Source organism: Delftia sp. PE138 (assembly GCF_018320755.1).
In the GTDB taxonomy this organism is placed as follows: domain Bacteria; phylum Pseudomonadota; class Gammaproteobacteria; order Burkholderiales; family Burkholderiaceae_C; genus Comamonas; species Comamonas tsuruhatensis.
Map to the genome: position 1 here is coordinate 122,143 of NZ_JABEPN010000005.1, position 18,781 is coordinate 140,923.

19 protein-coding genes and 1 tRNA gene are annotated in these 18,781 nt (G+C 67.4%); 14 read left to right on the forward strand and 6 right to left on the reverse strand.

Translation table 11 applies throughout. The annotated features are described in order from the left end of the window. The first annotated feature begins 14 nt into the window (after positions 1–14). From fabI to HFGMBDPB_RS18030, 4 genes are all read left to right on the forward strand, one after another. Positions 15–815, forward strand: a complete 801-nt coding sequence (fabI, locus tag HFGMBDPB_RS18020; protein ID WP_016448897.1) for an enoyl-ACP reductase FabI — start codon at positions 15–17, stop codon at positions 813–815. 216 nt (positions 816–1,031) lie between these two features. Further along, positions 1,032–1,157: a hypothetical protein gene (locus tag HFGMBDPB_RS29925; RefSeq protein WP_269431527.1), complete on the forward strand. Its 126-nt coding sequence runs from the start codon at positions 1,032–1,034 to the stop codon at positions 1,155–1,157. A 67-nt stretch (positions 1,158–1,224) separates the two neighbouring features. Continuing rightward, positions 1,225–1,860 (forward strand): superoxide dismutase, encoded by a 636-nt coding sequence (locus tag HFGMBDPB_RS18025; protein ID WP_212645949.1) that lies wholly within the window; start codon positions 1,225–1,227, stop codon positions 1,858–1,860. Between the two features lie 45 nt (positions 1,861–1,905). Further along, the gene (locus tag HFGMBDPB_RS18030) at positions 1,906–2,826 is read left to right on the forward strand and encodes a ZIP family metal transporter (protein ID WP_016452392.1); all 921 of its coding nucleotides are present in this window, start codon (positions 1,906–1,908) and stop codon (positions 2,824–2,826) included. A 24-nt stretch (positions 2,827–2,850) separates the two neighbouring features. Here HFGMBDPB_RS18030 and HFGMBDPB_RS18035 read toward each other — a convergent pair whose 3' ends face one another. After that, on the reverse strand, positions 2,851–3,582 hold the full coding sequence (locus tag HFGMBDPB_RS18035; RefSeq protein WP_212645950.1) for an IclR family transcriptional regulator: 732 nt from the start codon (positions 3,580–3,582) through the stop codon (positions 2,851–2,853). Positions 3,583–3,740: 158 nt separating this feature from the next. Between HFGMBDPB_RS18035 and HFGMBDPB_RS18040 the strand changes: the two genes are divergently transcribed. From HFGMBDPB_RS18040 to HFGMBDPB_RS18050, 3 genes are all read left to right on the forward strand, one after another. Then, positions 3,741–4,694, forward strand: coding sequence for a hydroxymethylglutaryl-CoA lyase (locus tag HFGMBDPB_RS18040; protein ID WP_212645951.1), 954 nt, complete (start codon positions 3,741–3,743; stop codon positions 4,692–4,694). Between the two features lie 39 nt (positions 4,695–4,733). Beyond that, positions 4,734–5,981: a CaiB/BaiF CoA transferase family protein gene (locus tag HFGMBDPB_RS18045; protein ID WP_074924282.1), complete on the forward strand. Its 1,248-nt coding sequence runs from the start codon at positions 4,734–4,736 to the stop codon at positions 5,979–5,981. 145 nt (positions 5,982–6,126) lie between these two features. Then, positions 6,127–7,176, forward strand: a complete 1,050-nt coding sequence (locus tag HFGMBDPB_RS18050) for a Bug family tripartite tricarboxylate transporter substrate binding protein (protein WP_212645952.1) — start codon at positions 6,127–6,129, stop codon at positions 7,174–7,176. An 87-nt stretch (positions 7,177–7,263) separates the two neighbouring features. Here HFGMBDPB_RS18050 and HFGMBDPB_RS18055 read toward each other — a convergent pair whose 3' ends face one another. Next, positions 7,264–9,837: an arginine/lysine/ornithine decarboxylase gene (locus HFGMBDPB_RS18055; protein ID WP_212645953.1), complete on the reverse strand. Its 2,574-nt coding sequence runs from the start codon at positions 9,835–9,837 to the stop codon at positions 7,264–7,266. A gap of 151 nt (positions 9,838–9,988) precedes the next feature. On the opposite strand from HFGMBDPB_RS18055, the gene HFGMBDPB_RS18060 reads away from it, so the two are divergent. Further along, positions 9,989–10,414 carry an NfeD family protein gene (locus tag HFGMBDPB_RS18060; protein WP_016448906.1) on the forward strand — a complete coding sequence of 142 codons (426 nt, stop codon included), beginning with the start codon at positions 9,989–9,991 and terminating at the stop codon, positions 10,412–10,414. Positions 10,415–10,541: 127 nt separating this feature from the next. Further along, complete coding sequence (locus HFGMBDPB_RS18065) at positions 10,542–11,459, forward strand: SPFH domain-containing protein (RefSeq protein ID WP_016448907.1); 918 nt, start codon at positions 10,542–10,544, stop codon at positions 11,457–11,459. A gap of 68 nt (positions 11,460–11,527) precedes the next feature. Here HFGMBDPB_RS18065 and HFGMBDPB_RS18070 read toward each other — a convergent pair whose 3' ends face one another. Then, complete coding sequence (locus HFGMBDPB_RS18070) at positions 11,528–11,935, reverse strand: tautomerase family protein (RefSeq protein WP_074924276.1); 408 nt, start codon at positions 11,933–11,935, stop codon at positions 11,528–11,530. A gap of 160 nt (positions 11,936–12,095) precedes the next feature. Between HFGMBDPB_RS18070 and HFGMBDPB_RS18075 the strand changes: the two genes are divergently transcribed. From HFGMBDPB_RS18075 to HFGMBDPB_RS29930, 3 genes are all read left to right on the forward strand, one after another. After that, the gene (locus HFGMBDPB_RS18075) at positions 12,096–13,055 is read left to right on the forward strand and encodes a LysR substrate-binding domain-containing protein (RefSeq protein WP_212645954.1); all 960 of its coding nucleotides are present in this window, start codon (positions 12,096–12,098) and stop codon (positions 13,053–13,055) included. A gap of 13 nt (positions 13,056–13,068) precedes the next feature. Further along, positions 13,069–13,158: transfer RNA gene (locus HFGMBDPB_RS18080), tRNA-Ser, on the forward strand. 188 nt (positions 13,159–13,346) lie between these two features. Next, positions 13,347–13,469 (forward strand): hypothetical protein, encoded by a 123-nt coding sequence (locus tag HFGMBDPB_RS29930; RefSeq protein ID WP_016448910.1) that lies wholly within the window; start codon positions 13,347–13,349, stop codon positions 13,467–13,469. Between the two features lie 33 nt (positions 13,470–13,502). Here the strand turns inward: HFGMBDPB_RS29930 and HFGMBDPB_RS18085 are convergent, their stop codons facing one another. Next, complete coding sequence (locus HFGMBDPB_RS18085) at positions 13,503–15,440, reverse strand: hybrid sensor histidine kinase/response regulator (protein ID WP_212645955.1); 1,938 nt, start codon at positions 15,438–15,440, stop codon at positions 13,503–13,505. An 86-nt stretch (positions 15,441–15,526) separates the two neighbouring features. Then, the gene (locus HFGMBDPB_RS18090; RefSeq protein ID WP_212645956.1) at positions 15,527–15,820 is read right to left on the reverse strand and encodes a DUF2789 domain-containing protein; all 294 of its coding nucleotides are present in this window, start codon (positions 15,818–15,820) and stop codon (positions 15,527–15,529) included. A gap of 201 nt (positions 15,821–16,021) precedes the next feature. Between HFGMBDPB_RS18090 and HFGMBDPB_RS18095 the strand changes: the two genes are divergently transcribed. Next, the gene (locus tag HFGMBDPB_RS18095; protein WP_016452405.1) at positions 16,022–16,285 is read left to right on the forward strand and encodes a hypothetical protein; all 264 of its coding nucleotides are present in this window, start codon (positions 16,022–16,024) and stop codon (positions 16,283–16,285) included. Positions 16,286–16,470: 185 nt separating this feature from the next. Here HFGMBDPB_RS18095 and HFGMBDPB_RS18100 read toward each other — a convergent pair whose 3' ends face one another. Next, positions 16,471–17,427: a LysR family transcriptional regulator gene (locus tag HFGMBDPB_RS18100; protein ID WP_016448914.1), complete on the reverse strand. Its 957-nt coding sequence runs from the start codon at positions 17,425–17,427 to the stop codon at positions 16,471–16,473. 106 nt (positions 17,428–17,533) lie between these two features. On the opposite strand from HFGMBDPB_RS18100, the gene HFGMBDPB_RS18105 reads away from it, so the two are divergent. Beyond that, a complete protein-coding gene (locus HFGMBDPB_RS18105) occupies positions 17,534–18,751 on the forward strand; it encodes an MFS transporter (protein ID WP_074924265.1) in 1,218 nt (405 codons plus the stop codon). Positions 18,752–18,781 lie beyond the last annotated feature (30 nt).

The window sequence follows — 18,781 nt, forward strand, 5'->3', positions numbered from 1 at the left end:
TCTGGAGAACAACAATGGGCTTTCTCGCCGGTAAAAAACTGCTGATCACGGGCGTTCTGTCCAACCGCTCCATCGCCTACGGCATCGCCAAGGCCTGCCACGCACAGGGCGCGGAGCTGGCGTTCAGCTATGTGGGCGAGCGCTTCAAGGACCGCATCACCGAGTTCGCCGCAGAATTCGACTCCAAGCTGATCTTCGACTGCGATGTGGCTGACGACGCCCAGATCGACAAGCTGTTCGCCGACCTGGGCGCCACCTGGGGCAAGTTCGACGGCTTCGTGCACAGCATCGGCTTCGCGCCGCGCGAGGCCATCGCCGGCAACTTCCTGGAAGGCCTGTCGCGCGAGGGCTTCAAGATCGCGCACGACATCAGCGCCTACAGCTTCCCCGCGATGGCCAAGGCGGCCCTGCCTTACCTCAACGACAAGTCCTCGCTGCTGACGCTGTCGTACCTGGGCGCGCTGCGCTCCATCCCCAACTACAACACCATGGGCCTGGCCAAGGCATCGCTGGAAGCCTCGGTGCGCTACCTGGCCGAGGCCGTGGGCCGCACGGCAGACGGCCGCGCCATCCGCGCCAACGGCATCTCGGCCGGTCCCATCAAGACGCTGGCCGCATCGGGCATCAAGGACTTCGGCAAGCTGCTGGGCCGCGTGGCCGATGCATCGCCGCTGCGCCGCAACGTGACCATCGAGGATGTGGGCAATGTGGCCGCCTTCCTGCTGTCCGACCTGGCCTCGGGCGTGACGGCCGAGATCACCTACGTGGACGGCGGCTTCAGCCAGACTGCAGGCCTGTCGGCCGACCAGGTCTAAGCGGCCACCGCCACCCGACCGGCCCCGCAGGCATTGCCGCCTGCGGGGCTTTTTTTTCGCCCGGAACCCACGACTGCGGGTCCTGCCTGCACGCGCAAGGAAATACACATCGGCTTGACTGAGGTCATTTTTGTTTTGAATGAGAATGATTCTCATGAATAATACAATTCTCAGATCAATATCAAGGAATCTCTGAAACCCTCGGATCCAGCAGAGATGCAAGCAACCCCTGACCTCAGCCTGCCCTCTCCCGTTCAAGCCCCCATCGATGCGGCACTGCAGGCCTCGTCCCGGGTCTTCGACATCGCGGCAACGGCCCTGCCCTCGCGGCTGGCGCACTGACTGCAGGTCTCGCCCCCACACGCCTTACGACGCACCGATTTCCCCCGTAGTCCCTGAAAGAAACCACATGAGCCACTACACCCTGCCTCCCCTGAACTACGCCTACGACGCGCTGGAGCCCCATATCGATGCGCAGACCATGGAGATCCACTACACCAAGCACCATCAGGCCTATGTGAACAACCTGAATGCCGCACTCAAGGACACGCCGCACGGCAGCCAGCCGGTGGAGCAGCTGATCGCCGACCTGTCCCTGCTGCCCGAAGGCGTGCGCGGCGCCGTGCGCAACAACGGCGGCGGCCATGCCAACCACAGCCTGTTCTGGACCGTGATGGCCCCGGCAGACCAGGGTGGCGGAGGCGCCCCCTCGGGCGAGCTGGCCCAGGCCATCGACAGGGAGCTGGGGGGCTTCGATGCCTTCAAGGCCGCCTTCACCCAGGCCGCGCTCACGCGCTTTGGCAGCGGCTGGGCGTGGCTCGTGGTGGACAAGGACGGCAAGCTGGCCGTGGAAAGCAGCGGCAACCAGGACAGCCCGCTGATGGCCGGCATCGGCTCCGGAGCCACCCCCATCCTGGGCCTGGACGTGTGGGAACACGCCTACTACCTCAAGTACCAGAATCGCCGCCCCGAATACATCGCGGCGTTCTACAACGTAGTCAGCTGGGCCGAAGTGGCCCGCCGCTACGCCGCAGCCCGCGGCTGATCGGCCAAGCCTGCCCGCCAACGCCCCAACCCATTCCCGACCAGCATGGATCTGCCACAACGCTTCCGCTCCAAGACCAGCGTACGGTCCAACATCCGCCTGTGGATCGGCCTGGCCATCATGATGGCCGGCGCCTGGGCGCTCACCAGCCAGTTCTGGGCCTATGCCCAGAACCATCCGGTGGTCTTCCAGGCCCTGGCCGGCGGCTCGGCAGCCGCGCTGGCGACAGCCCTGGGCACCGTGCCCGTGATGCTGTCCCAGCGCCTGTCCGAGCGCACGCAGGACACCTTGTTCGGCTTTGGCGCCGGCGTCATGCTGGCGGCCTGCGCCTTCTCGCTGATCCTGCCGGGGCTGGAAGCGGTACGTACGCAGGGCCTGTTTGGGGGCGGGAGCTGGGCGGCAGGCGCTGTCATCGGCACGGCAATCCTGCTGGGCGGCGCGGCGCTCATGCTCATGGACCGGCTGCTGCCGCACGAGCACTTCATCAAGGGCCGCGAAGGCCTGGACCCGCAAGGCGCGCGCAAGCTGCAGCGCACCTGGCTGTTCGTCTTTGCCATTGCCCTGCACAACCTGCCCGAAGGCCTGGCCATCGGCGTGGGCTATGCGGGCAACGACGGACTGCGCGCCAATGCGCTGGCCACAGGCATTGCCATCCAGGATGTGCCCGAGGGCCTGGTGGTCGCCGTGGCCCTGCTGGCTGCGGGCTACAAGCGCAGCTTTGCCGTGGCGCTGGGCATGGCATCGGGCCTGGTGGAGCCGCTGGGCGCCGTGCTGGGCGCAGTCATCGTCAGCGGCTCGGCCGCGCTGCTTCCCTGGGGCCTGGGCTTTGCGGCAGGCGCCATGCTCTTCGTGATCAGCCACGAGATCATTCCCGAGTCGCACCGCAAGGGCCACGAGGCCTTTGCCACGGGCGGCCTCATGCTGGGCTTTGTGCTGATGATGGTGCTGGACACGGCGCTGGGCTGAGTCCGCGCACCGCGCACGCCTGGCTCAGGGCAGCAAGAGCCCCAGCTCCCGCGCCGCCGCCAGCACATGGCGGGCGTGGCGCTCCTCGTAGCGGTGGGCTGGCATGGTCAGTGTCAGTGCCGCTGCCAACTCTCCATCGCGCTTGAAGACCGGGGCAGAAATCCCGGCGATCTCCCGGTGCCTGTCTCCCACCATGGCGCAGTAGCCATCGGCGCGCACGCGGGCCAGCTGCGTGCGACTGCCGCCGCGCGATGCGGCGTACAGTTCGGCATCGAACGCGGACAGCACCCGCCCGCCCGCACCCTGCCCCAGCGGCAGCAGATCGCCGGTGCGCGCATGGTCGCGCACGGGATGGGGCGAATCCACGCGGTACAGGCACAGCCGGTCCTGCCCCTGGCGCACGTGGTAGGCCGCACTCTCGCCCGTGGCCTGCACCAGGGTACGCAGCACGGGCATGACCACGCTGTCCAGCGAGAAATGCCGGGCATACACGGTGTTCAGCCGTGCCACGGCCGGGCCCACGGCATAGCGGCCATCATCCAGGCGCAACACCCAGCCGCCATGTTCGAGCGAAGCCAGCAGCCGCAGCACGGTGCTCTTGTACAGGCGCGTGCGTTCCGACAGCTGGGCCAGCGTCAGCCCGTCATCTCCGTCGCCAAAGGCGGCCAGCAGGCTCAAGGCCCGGTCCACCGCAGCCACTCCGCCCGGCGCGGCGTTCTCGTCGGCTACCGATTCCGTCACTGATTTGCGAGGCATAAAAAGGCACCCAAGGGAAAACCCCAGGCACGCAGGCTTGACGATGGCGCGTGCAGCAGGGAATATTTCAATAGAGAGAATCAAGTTCTATCTATTAGAACGACTCAAGCAACCGATGTCAACAGGCGAATCCTGCGGTCATCGCCACCCACCACCGGATGTCCCTGCCCATGTCCTCCCACCGTTTTGACGTACTCATCAGCGAAGTCGGCCCGCGCGATGGCCTGCAGTCCGTGGCCTCCACCATGTCCACAGCGCACAAGCTGGCGTGGATCGACGCCCTGGCCCATTCGGGCCTGCAGGAGATCGAGGTCGGCTCCTTCGTCTCGCCCAAGCTGCTGCCCCAGATGGCCGACGCGGCCGAGGTGGTCGCCCACGCCATCACGCTGCCCGGCGTCACCGTGATGGCCCTGGTCCCCAATCTGCGCGGTGCCGAGGCTGCGCTGCGCGCCGGCGTCCACAAGGTCACGCTGCCCGTATCGGCCAGCCCCGAGCATTCCATGGCCAATGTGCGCAAGACCCCCATGCAGATGGTGGACGAGGTGCGGGCCATTGCCGCGCTGCGCGACGAGATCGCACCGCATGCCCTGATCGAGGCGGGCATCTCCACGGCCTTCGGCTGCACGCTGCAGGGCCTGGTGCCCGAGGACGAAGTGATTGCACTGGCCCTGGCCTGCGTGGCGGCGGGCGCCGACGAATCGGGCCTGTCCGACACCACGGGCATGGCCAACCCGGCCCAGGTGCGGCGCCTGTTCACACGGCTGCGGGCCGAGCTGGGCGAACAGGCAGGCGCGGCCCACATGCACAATACGCGCGGCCTGGGCCTGGCCAACTGCCTGGCCGCCTACGAGGCTGGCGCGCGCACCTTCGATGCCTCGCTGGCCGGCCTGGGTGGCTGCCCGTACGCGCCGGGCGCCTCGGGCAACGTGGTCACCGAAGACCTGGTCTTCATGTTCGAGGCCATGGGCATCCGCACCGGCGTGCACATCGATCGCCTGATCGCCGCCCGCCAGCCGCTGGCCGCAGGCCTGCCCGGCGAGGAGCTGCACGGCATGACGCCGCTGGCCGGACTGCCCAAGGGCTTTGCGCCCCACCCCTACGCACCGGCCTGAGCCGCGGCGACAACCCATACATTCATTCACCGTTTTCCCATGAGCCAACCCACCTCCCCCGACACGGCCGCAGGCCAGGCCACGCCACTGCCCTACGCAGGCATCCGCGTGGTCGAGTTCACCCACATGGTCATGGGCCCGTCCTGCGGCATGATGCTGGCCGACCTGGGCGCCGAAGTCATCAAGGTCGAGCCCGTGGGCCACGGCCGCGACGGCGATGCCACGCGCAAGCTGCTGGGTTCGGGCTCGGGCTTTTTCCCGCTGTTCAACCGCAACAAGAAGAGCGTGACGCTGGACCTGCAGACCGAGGAAGGCAAGCAGGCCGCGCTGCGCCTGATCGCCACGGCCGACGTGGTCTGCGAGAACTTCAAGCCCGGCACCATGCGCAAGCTGGGGCTGGACTACGACAGCCTCAAGGACCGCTTCGAGCGCCTCATCTACGTGAGCCACAAGGGCTTTCTGCCAGGCCCCTACGAGCACCGCACGGCGCTGGACGAGGTGGTGCAGATGATGGGCGGCCTGGCCTACATGACGGGCCGCCCCGGCGACCCGCTGCGCGCCGGTGCCAGCGTCAACGACATCATGGGCGGCATGTTCGGCGCCATGGGCGCGATGGCTGCCCTGGCCCAGCGCGAGAAGACCGGGCGCGGCCAGGAAGTGCAAAGCGCACTGTTCGAGAACAACATCTTCCTGGTCGCCCAGCACATGATGCAGTTCGCCGTCACCGGCAAGCCGGCCGCGCCCATGCCGGCACGCATCTCGGCCTGGGCCATCTACGACGTGTTCGAGGTCCAGGGCGGCGAGCAGATCTTCCTGGCCGTGGTCAGCGACGGCGCCTGGCGCCTGTTCTGCGACGCCTTCGGCCTGGGCGAGCTGCGCGACGATCCGCGCCTTGGCAGCAACAACGACCGCGTGCTGGCGCGCAGCTGGCTGATGCCGCTGCTGCGCGAGAAGATGGCCCCGCACAGCGCCGCCCACATTGCCGAGGTCTTCGAGAAGAACGGCCTGCCCTTCGCCCCCATCGCACGCCCGCAGGACCTGCTGCAAGACCCGCACCTGAACGCCACGGGCGCGCTGGCCCCCATCACCCTGCCCGATGGCCGCGAGACCAAGACCGTGCTGCTGCCCTTCACGCTGGACGGCAAGCGCCTGGATGTGCGCCTGTCGCCCCCGCGCCTGGGCGAGCACAGCCTGGAGATCCTCACCGCACTGGGCTACAGCAGCGAGCAGGCCCTGGCCCTGGCCCAGGGCGAGGCCACCGACAGCCACGCCAAGGCCTCCCATTGATGCCAGGCTGAGCCACTGAAGCCGCCGCCGTCCACCCGACGCGCGGCGCCCCTGCAACCTTGCACCCCATCCACCCCACACCGGACGACGCTTGCCGCGCGCCCGGCGGGGAGGCCTTTTCCCAAAAATTCCCGGAGACAACACCATGCCCGCCATCCACCGCAACCCGGCCGCCCAAAACCGGACACAGACACAGGCCCGCCCTTGTTCCGCCCCGCGCCGCCAGTTGCTGCTGTGCGCCCTGCCCGCATTGGCTGCCGCCCTGCTCCCGCTGGCGGCCCAGGCCCAGCCCGGCAACTGGCCCTCGCGCGCCGTGCGCATGGTCGTGCCCTACACGCCGGGCGGCGGCACGGACGCGGTCGCGCGCCAGATCAGCGAGCGCGTGGGCACGCTGAACCAATGGACCGTGGTGGTGGACAACAAGCCCGGCGCGGGCGGCAACATCGGGCTGGATGCGGTGGCCAAGTCCGCGCCGGATGGCTATACCTTCGGCATGGGCCAGACCGCCAACCTCGCCATCAACCCCGCCCTGCTGCCCAGCATGCCCTTCAACCCCCGCACCGACCTGATCCCCGTGGCCCTGGTCGCCGCCCAGCCCACGGTGCTGGTCGTGCCGCAGGACTCGCCATGGAAATCGGTGCAGGACCTGGTCAAGGCCGCCAAGGCCGACCCGGGAGGCATCCGCCAGGGACTGGCATCGACGGGCACGGTGGGCCACCTGGCCGGCGAGATGCTGGCCTTCAAGGCCGGCATCCAGGTGCTCAACGTGCCCTACAAGGGCGCAGCGCCGGCCGTGACCGACCTGCTGGGCAAGCAGACGCACTACATGTTCGGCACGCCCCAGGCCGTCTATCCGCTGCTCAAGGGCGGCAAGCTGCGCGCCCTGGCCGTGACCTCGGCCAGGCGCCTGCCCATCCTGCCGGAGGTACCCACGGTGGCCGAATCGGGCTATGCAGGCTTCGAGGCCGTGGACTGGAAGCTCATCGTCGCGCCCAAGGACACGCCGGCCGCCATCGTGCAGAAGATGAATACCGCCGTGAACGCGGCCCTGCAGCAGCCCGCCGTGCAGCAGCAACTGCAGGCCGAGGGCAGCACGGCCCTGGGCGGCAGCATGCAGGACGCGGCCCGGTACCTGCTCAAGGAGCAGACGGACTGGGCCGCGCTGATCCACGATGCCAGGATCCGCCTGGAGTGAGCGGCAAACAGCGGGCAAGAAAAAAGGCGCGGCGCCCCTTGCGGGGACCGCGCCTTTTTGACGGGCCGTCGTCAGCCGGCCAGCCGATCAGATCGTGCGGCCGAAGGGGCCATCATCGCCCACCTGCACCATCTTGCGGCCGCGCGCCGGCTTGGCGGCCGTGCCGACTTCCGGCGCCGACCCGGCCTTGCGGGCCGCTGCGGGGCGCTTGGCCGGCGCCTTGACGGCAGCAGCCTTCACGGCCTTTTTGGCAGCGGGCTTTGCCGCAGCCTTGGCAGCCGGCTTGGCCGCCGCCTTGGCCGCTGCGGATTTTCCGGCCACAGACTTGCCGGCAGCCGGCGCCTTGCGGGCAGGAGCGGCCTGGGCCACGCAGTCGGCGTAGTAGCGCACCTCGCCGTCCGCGTCCTCCAGCTCCACCAGGCCGTGGATGTCGGTCTCGAAGCCAGGGCACTCCTTGGCGAACTCACGCGCGAACAGCAGGTAATCCACGATCTTGCGGTTGAACACCTCGCCGGGGATCAGCAGCGGAATGCCGGGCGGGTACGGCGTGACCAGGCCCACGGTGATGCGGCCTTCCAGGTGGTCGATTTCCACGCGCTCGGTCTTGCGGTGCGCGATGTGGGCGTAGGCATCGCTGGGCTTCATCGCGGGCTTGAGGTCCGACAGATACATCTCGGTCGTCAGGCGGGCGATGTCGTACTTGGCGTACAGCTCGTGCACGTGCTGGCACAGGTCGCGCAGGCCCATGCGCTCGTAGCGGCGGTGCTGCTGGCAGAACTCGGGCAGGATGCGTGCCAGCGGCTGGTTGCGGTCGTAGTCGTCCTTGAACTGCTGCAGCGCAGTCAGCATGGTGTTCCAGCGGCCCTTGGTGATGCCGATGGTGAACATGATGAAGAACGAATACAGGCCCGTCTTCTCCACCACCACGCCGTGCTCGGCCAGGTACTTGGTCACGATGGAGGCCGGGATGCCCGTGTCCGAGAAATCGCCGTCCAGGTCCAGGCCCGGCGTCACGATGGTGGACTTGATCGGGTCCAGCATGTTGAAGCCGTCGGCCAGCTCGCCAAAGCCGTGCCAGTTGTCGAACTCCTTGCCGTTCTTGGCCTTGGAGCGCTTGGGCGCCGCGTCCTGGCCGCGGATGATCCAGTCCTGGGCCGAGCCGACGCCTTCATCGGCCAGTTTCTCGGGACCCCAGACCTCGAACCACCAGTCGTCGTCGCCGAACTCGTCTTCGACCTTGCGCATGGCACGGCGGAAGTCCAGCGCCTCCAGAATCGACTCTTCCACCAGGGCCGTGCCGCCGGGCGGCTCCATCATCGCGGCGGCCACGTCGCAGCTGGCGATGATGCTGTACTGGGGGCTGGTCGAGGTGTGCATCAGGTACGCCTCGTTGAACAGGTGATGGTCCAGCTTTTCGGTCTGGCTGTCCTGCACCAGCACATGCGATGCCTGGCTGATGCCGGCCAGCAGCTTGTGGATGGACTGCGTGGCATACACCACCGAGTGCTTGGGGCGCGCGCGCTTCTTGCCCATGGCGTGGTAGCTGCCATAGAACGGGTGGAAGGCAGCGTGCGGCAGCCAGGCCTCATCGAAGTGCAGGTTGGCCACATAGCCGTCCAGCATGCTCTTGATGGTCTCGGTGTTGTAGAGCACGCCGTCGTAGGTGGACTGCGTCAGCGTCAGCACGCGGGGCTTGACCGTCTTGGCATCCACGCCCTTGAGCAGCGGATTGGCCGCGATCTTGGCCTGGATGGACTCCACCGAGAACTCGCTTTGCGGGATCGGGCCGATGATGCCGAAGTGGTTGCGCGTGGGCTTGAGGAACACCGGAATCGCACCCGTCATGATGATGGAGTGCAGGATGGACTTGTGGCAGTTGCGGTCCACCACGACCACGTCGCCGGGCGCCACGGCGTGGTGCCAGACGATCTTGTTCGACGTGGACGTGCCGTTGGTCACGAAATAACAGTGATCGGCATTGAAGATGCGCGCGGCATTGCGCTCGCTCTCGCCGATGGCGCCGTTGTGGTCCAGCAATTGGCCCAGTTCCTCCACCGCGTTGCACACGTCGGCGCGCAGCATGTTCTCGCCATAGAACTGGTGGTACATCTGGCCCACGGGGCTCTTGAGGAAGGCCACGCCGCCCGAGTGTCCGGGGCAGTGCCAGCTGTAGGAGCCGTCTTCCGCATAGTCCAGCAGCGCCTTGAAGAACGGCGGCTGCACGCCTTCCAGGTAGCTCTTGGCCTCGCGGATGATGTGCTTGGCCACGAACTCCGGCGTGTCCTCGAACATGTGGATGAAGCCGTGCAGCTCGCGCAGGATGTCGTTGGGCAGGTGGCGGCTGGTCTTGGTCTCGCCGTAGATGTAGATCGGCACATCGGCGTTCTTGCGGCGCACTTCGCCGATGAAGCTGCGCAGGCTGTGGATCACGGGATCGCTTTCGCCACCCAGCGAGAACTCCTCGTCATCGATGGACAGGATGAAGGCACTGGCCCGGCTTTGCTGCTGCGCGAACTGCGACAGGTCGCCGTAGCTGGTCACCCCCAGCACCTCGAAACCTTCTTGCTCGATGGCCTGTGCCAGGGCGCGGATGCCCAGGCCCGAGGTGTTCTCGGAACGGTAGTCCTCGTCGATGATGACGATGGGAAAGCGAAACTTCATGGGGGCAGCCTCCGTAACCTGAGCGGGCCTAAAAAACGAAACAGGCGCGAAGTGTAAGGAATATCCTTATTGCGCCTTTGAAGCGTGCGGCTTTTCACCCAGAATGTGGTGCACTAAACACAAGCAACCGTCATAAACAGGGAGTCTGGGAATGGAATATTCCACCATCTGGTGGCTCGTCGCCGGCGCATTGGTCATCGCCGAATTGCTGACCGGCAGCTTCTATCTGCTGATGCTGGCACTGGGCGCCATCGTCGGTGCGCTGTGCGCCCACATGGGCCTGGCGCCCATTGCCCAGCTCGTCATTGCCGCCGTGCTCGGCAGCGCCTTCGTACTGGCCTGCTACCTGGTGCGCCGGCGCCTGCCCAGCCGCCAGCCCGCCTCCAGCAACCGCGACGTCAACCTCGATGTCGGCGAATCCGTCATGGTCGAGCAATGGAACTCCGACGGCACGGCCCAGGTCCGCTACCGCGGCGCCCAATGGACCGTGATCAGCCGTCCGGGCAACCTGCCCTCTGCCGGCATGCACCGCGTGGCCGAGGTCGTCGGCAACCGGCTGCTGGTGGACAAACTCTGATTGCCCATCCCCACGCCCGCGCTTCACGGCGCGGGCATCTGCATCGGGCATAGTGGCAGGCACCATCCGCCAGCCGTCCCGCCGCCCTCTTGTTTCACCGAATGCCCCTCCGGGGCCTGGAGACACCATGGAAATCGCCATCGTCATTCTGGTCATCGCGGCCATCTTCATCGCACGGTCCATCAAGGTCGTGCCCCAGCAGCACGCCTGGGTCAAGGAACGCCTCGGCAAGTACGCCGGCACGCTCACGCCCGGCCTGAACTTCCTCGTGCCCTTCGTGGACCGCGTGGCCTACAAGCACAGCCTCAAGGAAATCCCGCTGGACGTGCCCAGCCAGGTCTGCATCACGCGCGACAACACCCAGCTGCAGGTGGATGGCATCCTCTACTTCCAGGTCACCGATCCCATGCGCGCCAGCTACGGCTCGTCCAACTACATCATGGCCGTCACCCAGCTGGCCCAGACCTCGCTGCGTTCCGTGATCGGCAAGCTCGAACTGGACAAGACCTTCGAGGAGCGCGACATGATCAACGCCCAGGTGGTCTCCGCCATCGACGAGGCCGCGCTCAACTGGGGCGTGAAGGTGCTGCGCTATGAAATCAAGGACCTGACGCCGCCGGCCGAAATCCTGCGCTCCATGCAGGCCCAGATCACGGCCGAGCGCGAAAAGCGCGCCCTGATCGCAGCCTCCGAAGGCCGCCGCCAGGAACAGATCAACATCGCCACGGGCGAGCGCGAAGCCTTCATCGCCCGCTCCGAAGGCGAGAAGCAGGCCGTCATCAACAAGGCCCAGGGCGAGGCCGAGTCCATCAAGGCGGTCGCAGACGCCACGGCCCAGGCCATCGAACGCGTGGCCAACGCCATCCGCCAGCCCGGTGGCGAGCAGGCCGTGCAGCTCAAGGTCGCCGAAAAGGCCGTCGAGGCCTATGGCCAGGTTGCCTCTGACGCCACCACCACGCTGATCGTGCCCAGCAACATGACCGAAGTCTCCAGCCTGATCACCTCGGCCATGAAGATGATCCAGACCGGCCAGCGCACCAGCTGAGAGCCGCCGCCACGCCATGAACAACGGGCCATCGCGGCCCGTTTTTCATTGCAGCGGCGTTGTGCGGATCAGGCGGGTGCGCCCACCTGCTGCACCAGGCCCATGGCGAAGCGCCCATGGCCCACGGACCAGTCCGAGTAGTCGTTCTCATGCATGAAGATGAACACGTCGGCCGGCGCCACCCCCGCCCCTTCATGCAGATTGCGCGCAATGGCCGCATACAAGGCCTTCTTCATCGCATCGCTGCGCCCGCGCCGCATGGTGATCTCGACCACCACCACGGCATCCGAACGCGCCACCCCGTTGAAACTGCGGCTGAACGCGAACTGCCCGGGAGCGTACGGGTGCACCATGTTGAACAGTTCGTCCTCGGGCATGCCGATGCCTTCCACCAGGGCGCGGTGAATGCCCTGCACGGCGGCATCGCGCTGGGAAGTGGAGGTGGACTGGGGCAGATAGGTGTGGACGAAGGGCATGGTGCTATGTGCTTTGGGATCGAATGGAGATGGAAAGTCCGGCCAGAATCCACGCAGGATTGCCAGCCGAAGCGGCAATCTACCGACCGGCCCATGGCCTGAAAAGCGATGATTCGGCCGGTTCTATGTACCTGGAACTCACATAGCCTCCACCCGACCCATGACCCGCCGCCTGCCCCCGCTGGCCGCCCTGCGCGCCTTTGAAGCCGCCGCACGCTTGGGCCGCATGACGGCGGCGGCGGACGAGCTGTGCGTCTCGCCCGGCGCCGTCAGCCGCCAGGTCAGGCAGCTGGAGCAGCACCTGGGCCTGCCGCTGTTCGCAGGCACCAAGGCCCGCCCCACGCTCACTGCGGCAGCACGCACCCTGCAGCCGGCGCTGACCCAGGCCTTCGAGCAGATCCATGAGGCGGTGCGCAGCCTGGGCGACGCCCACGAAGGCCCTCTGGACGTGGCCTGCTTCAGCACCTTCACCGTCAAATGGCTGATCCCCCGGCTGTTCGACTTTCACGCGCACCACCCCGGCATCGAGGTGCGCCTGCGCACTACCGACACCGGCACCGACGCTGCACGCGAAGGCTGCGACCTGCTCATCACGGCCATCACGCACGACAGCGGCGAGGCCCTTGCAGACAACGAGACGTCCCTGCCTCTTTTCGCCGAATACCTGGGCCCGGTGATGTCCCCGGCCATGGCAGGACGCCTCCAGCAGCCTGAAGACCTGCCCAGCCTCACCTTGCTGCACACACGCGGCCGGCGCAACGCCTGGGACCTGTGGGCCGCCTCCATGGACATGGCCCCGCCCGCAGCGGCCGGCCCCGTCTACGAGCACTACTACTTCACGCTGGAAGCCGCGCTGCGCGGCCTGGGCGCGGCCGTCACCCCCTGGCACCTGGTGATGGACGACGTGCAGGCCGGCCGCCTACTGGCGCCCTTCGGCTTCACTGCCTCCGGCTACCGCTACCTGGCGCTGCGCCGAAGCACTGCGGTGCAGACCCGGCTCGACATCTTCTGCAACTGGCTGCAGGCGCAGGCACGGGCCATGCCCGAAGCGCCAGCCGTCCAGGGCATATCGATCACGCATGCAGGAAACTTCGCGGCCACCCCAAAAAATCGATGCTAGAATCGCGGTCTTCGGAGAGGTGGATGAGCGGTTTAAGTCGCACGCCTGGAAAGCGTGTGTGGGCTAATCCCCACCGCGGGTTCGAATCCCGCCCTCTCCGCCAGACATGGCGCCAAGCCAGTGAAAAAGCCCTGACGACGTTGGTCCCAGGGCTTTTTTTCGTCCACCCGATGCCTGCACGGCCGCACGCGGCGATGATGGCCCTCGATCAAGGGGGCAATGACAGGGTGTTACAGCAGCGCCCCTCTGCGCTGATAGATTGCCCGGTTCAGTCATTGCACCCGGAACGAGATGAAACCAAAAATCAACTTTATCGAGAGGGAGCGCCTCTTTCGCCGCGAGCTGAAGCGGCGCGGCGTCAAGTTCCTGCCCATGCAGGTACTGCGCCGGCTGTTCGAGAAGGCTGGTGTCTGAGGCCGTCTCAGGATCTCGCGGCTTTCCAGGGGCTCAAGCCTTCCCGAGCTGATGAAGCAGCTGGCGTAGATCGTCCTGCGAATAGGGCTTGGCCAGCCGCGTCATTCCTGGTGGCAGTGCCGGTATGTCGGCAAAGCCGCTGGCCAGGATGAAGTTCAGGCCCGGGTATCGCGCGGCAATATGCCGGGCCAGCTCCACGCCGTTCATGCCGGGCATGGCGTAGTCGGAGATGACCACGTCGAAGCGCGCCTGCCGCGCAAGCAGGTCGATGGCCTCCTGCCCGGCGCTCAGGGTCGTGACGCGGTGGCCCAGGTCTTCCAGCAGGGCCGAGGCATTGGCCCTCACCAGCGGGTCGTCATCCACCAGCAGCACATCCAGGGGCCCCACGTCCTGCACGCTTTGCCCGCCCAGATGGCAGGCCGTGCTTTCGTCCTTGGAGACGGGCATCCACATCTCCACCGTGGTGCCGCTGCCCAGGGCGCTGTGCAGCACGAGCTTGCCGCCGGACTGGGCCACCAGCCCGTCCACCATGGCCAGGCCCAGGCCGGTGCCCTTGCCCACGCCCTTGGTGGTGAAGAAGGGCTCGACCACATGCGAGAGTGTCTGTTCGTCCATGCCCTCGCCGGTGTCCACCACGCGCACGCAGACATACGAGCCCGAGGCCAGGCCCGCAAGCTGGCGCGGCAGCGTGGTTTCCACGGCCGCCGTGATCTTGATGACGCCGCCGCCCGGCATGGCATCGCGCGCATTGGCAACCAGGCTGAGGATGCTGCTCTCGAACTGGCTGGGGTCGGTGGCGATGCGCGGCAGGTCTGAGGCCAGGACCATCTTCAGAAAGATATGCGGGCCAGCCGTCTGCTGCAGCAGGCCTTGCATCCCGGTCAGCAGCACAGCGACGTCCACGGCCTGCGTCTTCAATTCCTGCTGCCGCGCAAAGGCCATCATGCGCTGGGTCAGCGAGGCACCGCGCTGTGCGCCGCGCGTGGCGATCTCCACCAGCGAACGCAGGCGATCGTCGGGCGGCATGCGCTTGCGCAGCAGTTCCAGGCTGCTGAGCACGGCCATCAGCAGATTGTTGAAATCATGGGCCACCCCGCCCGTGAAGCGGCCGATGGCCTCCATCTTCAAGGCCTGGCGCAGCTGGGCCTCGGCAGCCTTGCGCTCCGTCACATCACGCGTGACCTTGGCAAAACCGATCAGCCGGCCCTCGTCGTAGATGGCATCGATCACGACCGATGCCCAAAAACGCGAGCCGTCCTTGCGCACGCGCAGGCCTTCGGCCTCCATGCGGCCGGTGCTGACGGCCGTGCGCAGTCCCGCCTGTGGCAGCCCCGCCTGCTGGTCCTCTGGTGTGTAAAAGCGCGAGAAATGGGTATGGAGGACCTCGTCCTCTTCATAGCCCTTGATGCGCTTGGCACCCAGGTTCCAGCTGACGATACGGCCTTCGGGATCCAGCATGTAGATCGCACAGTCGGTCACGCTCTGCACCAGCAAGGCAAAGCTGCGCTCGGCGCTGGAAAGAGGGCTGGACCGGGAAGGCACGGCCAAAGCCTGCGATGCCCCGGACGGGGGTGCATCCGCCTCGCGCACACTCAGCAGCAGGGCCAGGCTGCCATCGCCGAGCCGTACGCGAGAGCTGCATGAGGCCACAGGCCGCTCGCGTCCCGTGCAGGTCAGCAAGGGCCAGCGGCTGGCCTGCCGTGCGGCGCCTGCGGGCTCGCACTGGCTGTTGAACCAGCCTGCGCGCCCGCTGCTGGCGACGAAGCGGTCCTCGAAAACACTGCCCTCCAGGGCATCGCCGGAATGCTCCAGCAGGCTCAACGCATGGCGGTTGCAGCGCGCCAGGCGTCCATCGAGTCCGACGACGAAGACTGCGTCCGGAAAGGCCTCCAAAGCAGCAAGGCCCGGATCAAGGGGGAGTTGTGCGTCGGAGCCTGCAGGGGCCGGCGCCAGACCAGTCGAGGTCAGCATGTGAACGACTCCGTAGGCAAATGGGTTGAACGAGCCGGAAAAATTGTAAGCACCACGGGTTCATCGCAAGCGGTTGCATCACAGGATCAGGGACGAGCCTCCTGCTCGTGCCCGGCAATTGCGGGCAAAGGCGCAGCCTGGAGGTCCGGCTCGGCATGCAAGGCCTCGCTGAGCTGGTCCACCACCAGCGCCCAGGTCGCATCGGCATGCCACTGCTGCGAGAACAGGGCACGTTGCGCGTCGGTCCAGAACGGTGCATCCACCAGCAGCGTGTCCTTTTCCAGCCGGTGCGAGAGGATGAACTGCTTGATGCCCTCCGGGCTGGAGTCCAGACCCAGCTGGTCGAAAAGATTGGTCATGGTGGGTTCGGCTGTGATCATGGGGGTCCTTGTTGTGACGGGGTTGGCTCAAGGCTAGAAGCTCGGCCGGCGGCACCATGTCGGACACTGAAGCAAGCTGCCGTCGGCGGCCCTTCTGCGAGTGGGCCGCAGCGCCCGCGCCGTGCAAAGCCCTGCTCCTACACGGTTGCCTCGGCGGTCCGGCGCACCATGCAGCCATCTCATCACAGGACATTGCATTCCATGAAGAAACTGCTGCTTGCCACCGCCATTTCCTTCGCAGCTGCCGCTGCCCTGTCACCCGTCCATGCCCAGGTGGGCAAGGCCGCCTCCGAAGCCGCCGACGCTGCAGACCACAAGGTGAAGGAAAAGCAGGCCGACGCCAAGGCCAAGGACAGCGGGCCGGTCGGCAAGGCCGTGAACAACGTCAAGTCGGACTACCACAACAAGCGCTCCAAGCAGTCGGCAGAGAACGCCAAGGAATCGCTGAAGAAGGCGACCGAGTAGACGGCAACGCCCGGATAGACCAAGGCCCACTCGCGTGGGCCTTGGTCTTTTGGAGAAGCCCGGGGCCATGCCGGGCGCAGCCTCAGAAGCTGTGCCGCAGCGCCAACATCACACTGCGCGGCGCACCGGGCAGGTTCAGGTCGGGGCTGGTGCCGTGGGCGGACACGATGCAGCAAGCAAGCAACTCAGGGCAGCGGCGCGCGCATTCCCGTCAGGCCCGGCATGACTTCCCGCATGGCCGCAATGAAGGCGCGCAGCCGCGCCGGCTGGTGGCGCGCGGGTGGGTAGACCAGATGCACGGGCAGCGGCGCCGCCTGCCAGTCGGGCGCCAGATGCACCAGGCGCCCGGCCTCCAGATCCTCGCGCACGATCCAGGCCGAGGCCAGGGCCGCGCCCAGTCCGCCCAGGGCAGCGTTGCGCAGCGCATAAAGGCTGTCGGTGCTGAGCCGGGGCTCGAACTGCAGGCGCCAGGATTTGCAGACCCGCTCATCGCCCACGCGGTGCAGCTCCAGCTCGCGCTGGTAGAAGGTGCGCAGCGCAATCCAGGGCAGGCCCTGCAGTTCGCGCGGGTGCTGGGGCACGCTGCCCTGCCCCAGCAAGGCAGGCGCGGCCACGGCAATGCGCGGCACCTCGGCCACGCGCAGCGCAATCACCGAAGGGTCGACCACGGTGCCGACCTGCACGGCGCAGTCGATGCCTTCGGCAATGAAGTCCGGCTGGCGGTCATGCAGCAGCCATTCGACCTTGACGGCCGGATGGCGGTCCAGAAACGCCAGCAGCGGCGCCATGAGCTGGTCCTGGCCGAAGGCGTGGGGCGCGACCACGCGCAGCAGGCCGCGCGGCGTGTCCTGGGCGCCGCGCAGGTCGGACTCCAGCGCGTGCCATGCCTCCAGCAGCTCGCGCGCGTGCTCCAGGCAGCGCTGGCCGTCGTCGGTCAGCGCCATGGCGTGGGTGGAGCGCCGCAGCAGGCGCAGGCCCAGCGCGCGCTCCAGCGTCTGCAGGCGCCGGCTGACCGTGGGCTGGGTGGTGGACATCTGCTGCGCAGCGGCCGAAAGACTGCCGCTTTCGACGATGCGCACAAAGGTCTGCAGCAGTTCGATGCGGTCAGCGCCAGAAGGCAGGGGAAGGTCGGCAAGGGTCATACGCCAAGCGTATATCGATTCTGCAGGCGCAGCCACTACCGTGGTGTGCTGCGCCGCACCACACTACGGCCATCGCTTTTCAACTGCGCCTGACAGGCGCCTCAACATGTCTTCTATTCAATCTACGCATATGCAAACCGCTGCGGGCGCGCAGGCTGCCGGCGTGCCGGCATCGCTGGTGCTGCTGATGGCGACCACGGCGGGCGTGGGCGTGGCCTCGCTCTACTACAGCCAGCCCATGCTGGGGGTGCTCGGCCCCGACCTGGGCGCAGGCGAACGCGCCGTGGGCTTTGTGCCCACGCTGACCCAGCTGGGCTATGCGCTGGGCATTTTGCTGCTGGCACCGCTGGGCGACCGCATGGACCGCCGGCGCATCATCCTGGCCAAGACCGCCGCGCTGATGCTGGCCCTGCTGGCCAGCGGGCTGGCTCCGGGCCTGGCGCCGCTGCTGGCTGCCAGCCTGGCCGTGGGCCTGGCCGCCACCCTGGCGCAGGACGTGGTGCCGGCCGCCGCCACGCTGGCGCCCGAGCACCAGCGCGGCAAGGTGGTGGGCACGGTGATGACGGGGCTGCTGCTGGGCATCTTGCTGTCGCGCGTGGTCAGCGGCCTGCTGGCCGAGCATGGGGGCTGGCGCAGCGTCTACCTGCTGGCCGCCGCTGCCATGGCACTGCTGGGGGTGGCCCTGTGGCGCGGGCTGCCCAGTTTCAAACCCACCACGCAACTGGGCTATGGCGCGCTGCTGGGCTCCATGGTGCAGCTGTGGCGCAGCCAGCCTGCGCTGCGCCGCGCGGCACTGGCACAGGGCCTGCTGTCGGTGGCCTTCAGCGCGTTCTGGTCCACGCTGGCCGTGATGCTGCATCAGCAGTTCCACATGGGCAGCGCCGCTGCCGGCGCCCTGGGCCTGGCGGGTGCGGCCGGTGCGCTGGCCGCCCCGCTGGCAGGCCGGCTGGCCGACCGCAGCGGCCCGCAGCGCGTGACCTGCCTGGGTGCGGGCCTGGCCCTGGCATCGTTCGCCGTGCTGGCACTGTCGCCCTGGCTGCCGGCCGGCGCACAGCTGCCGCTGCTGGTGGCCAGCGCCATCGGTTTCGACTTCGGCATCCAGGCCACGCTGGTGGCGCACCAGACCCTGGTGTATGGCCTGGAGCCTGCCGCGCGCAGCCGGCTCAATGCGCTGCTGTTCACGGGCGTGTTCATCGGCATGGCCTCGGGCTCGGCGCTGGGCGCGCTGGCCCTGGCGCAATGGGGCTGGGGCGGCGTGGTGGCCCTGGCCTGCGCGGCATCGGCGGCAGCGCTGGGCGTGCGGCTGGCCGGCCGCCAGCACTGAAGCTGGCAGGCCGGGCCGTTGGCGGGCCTG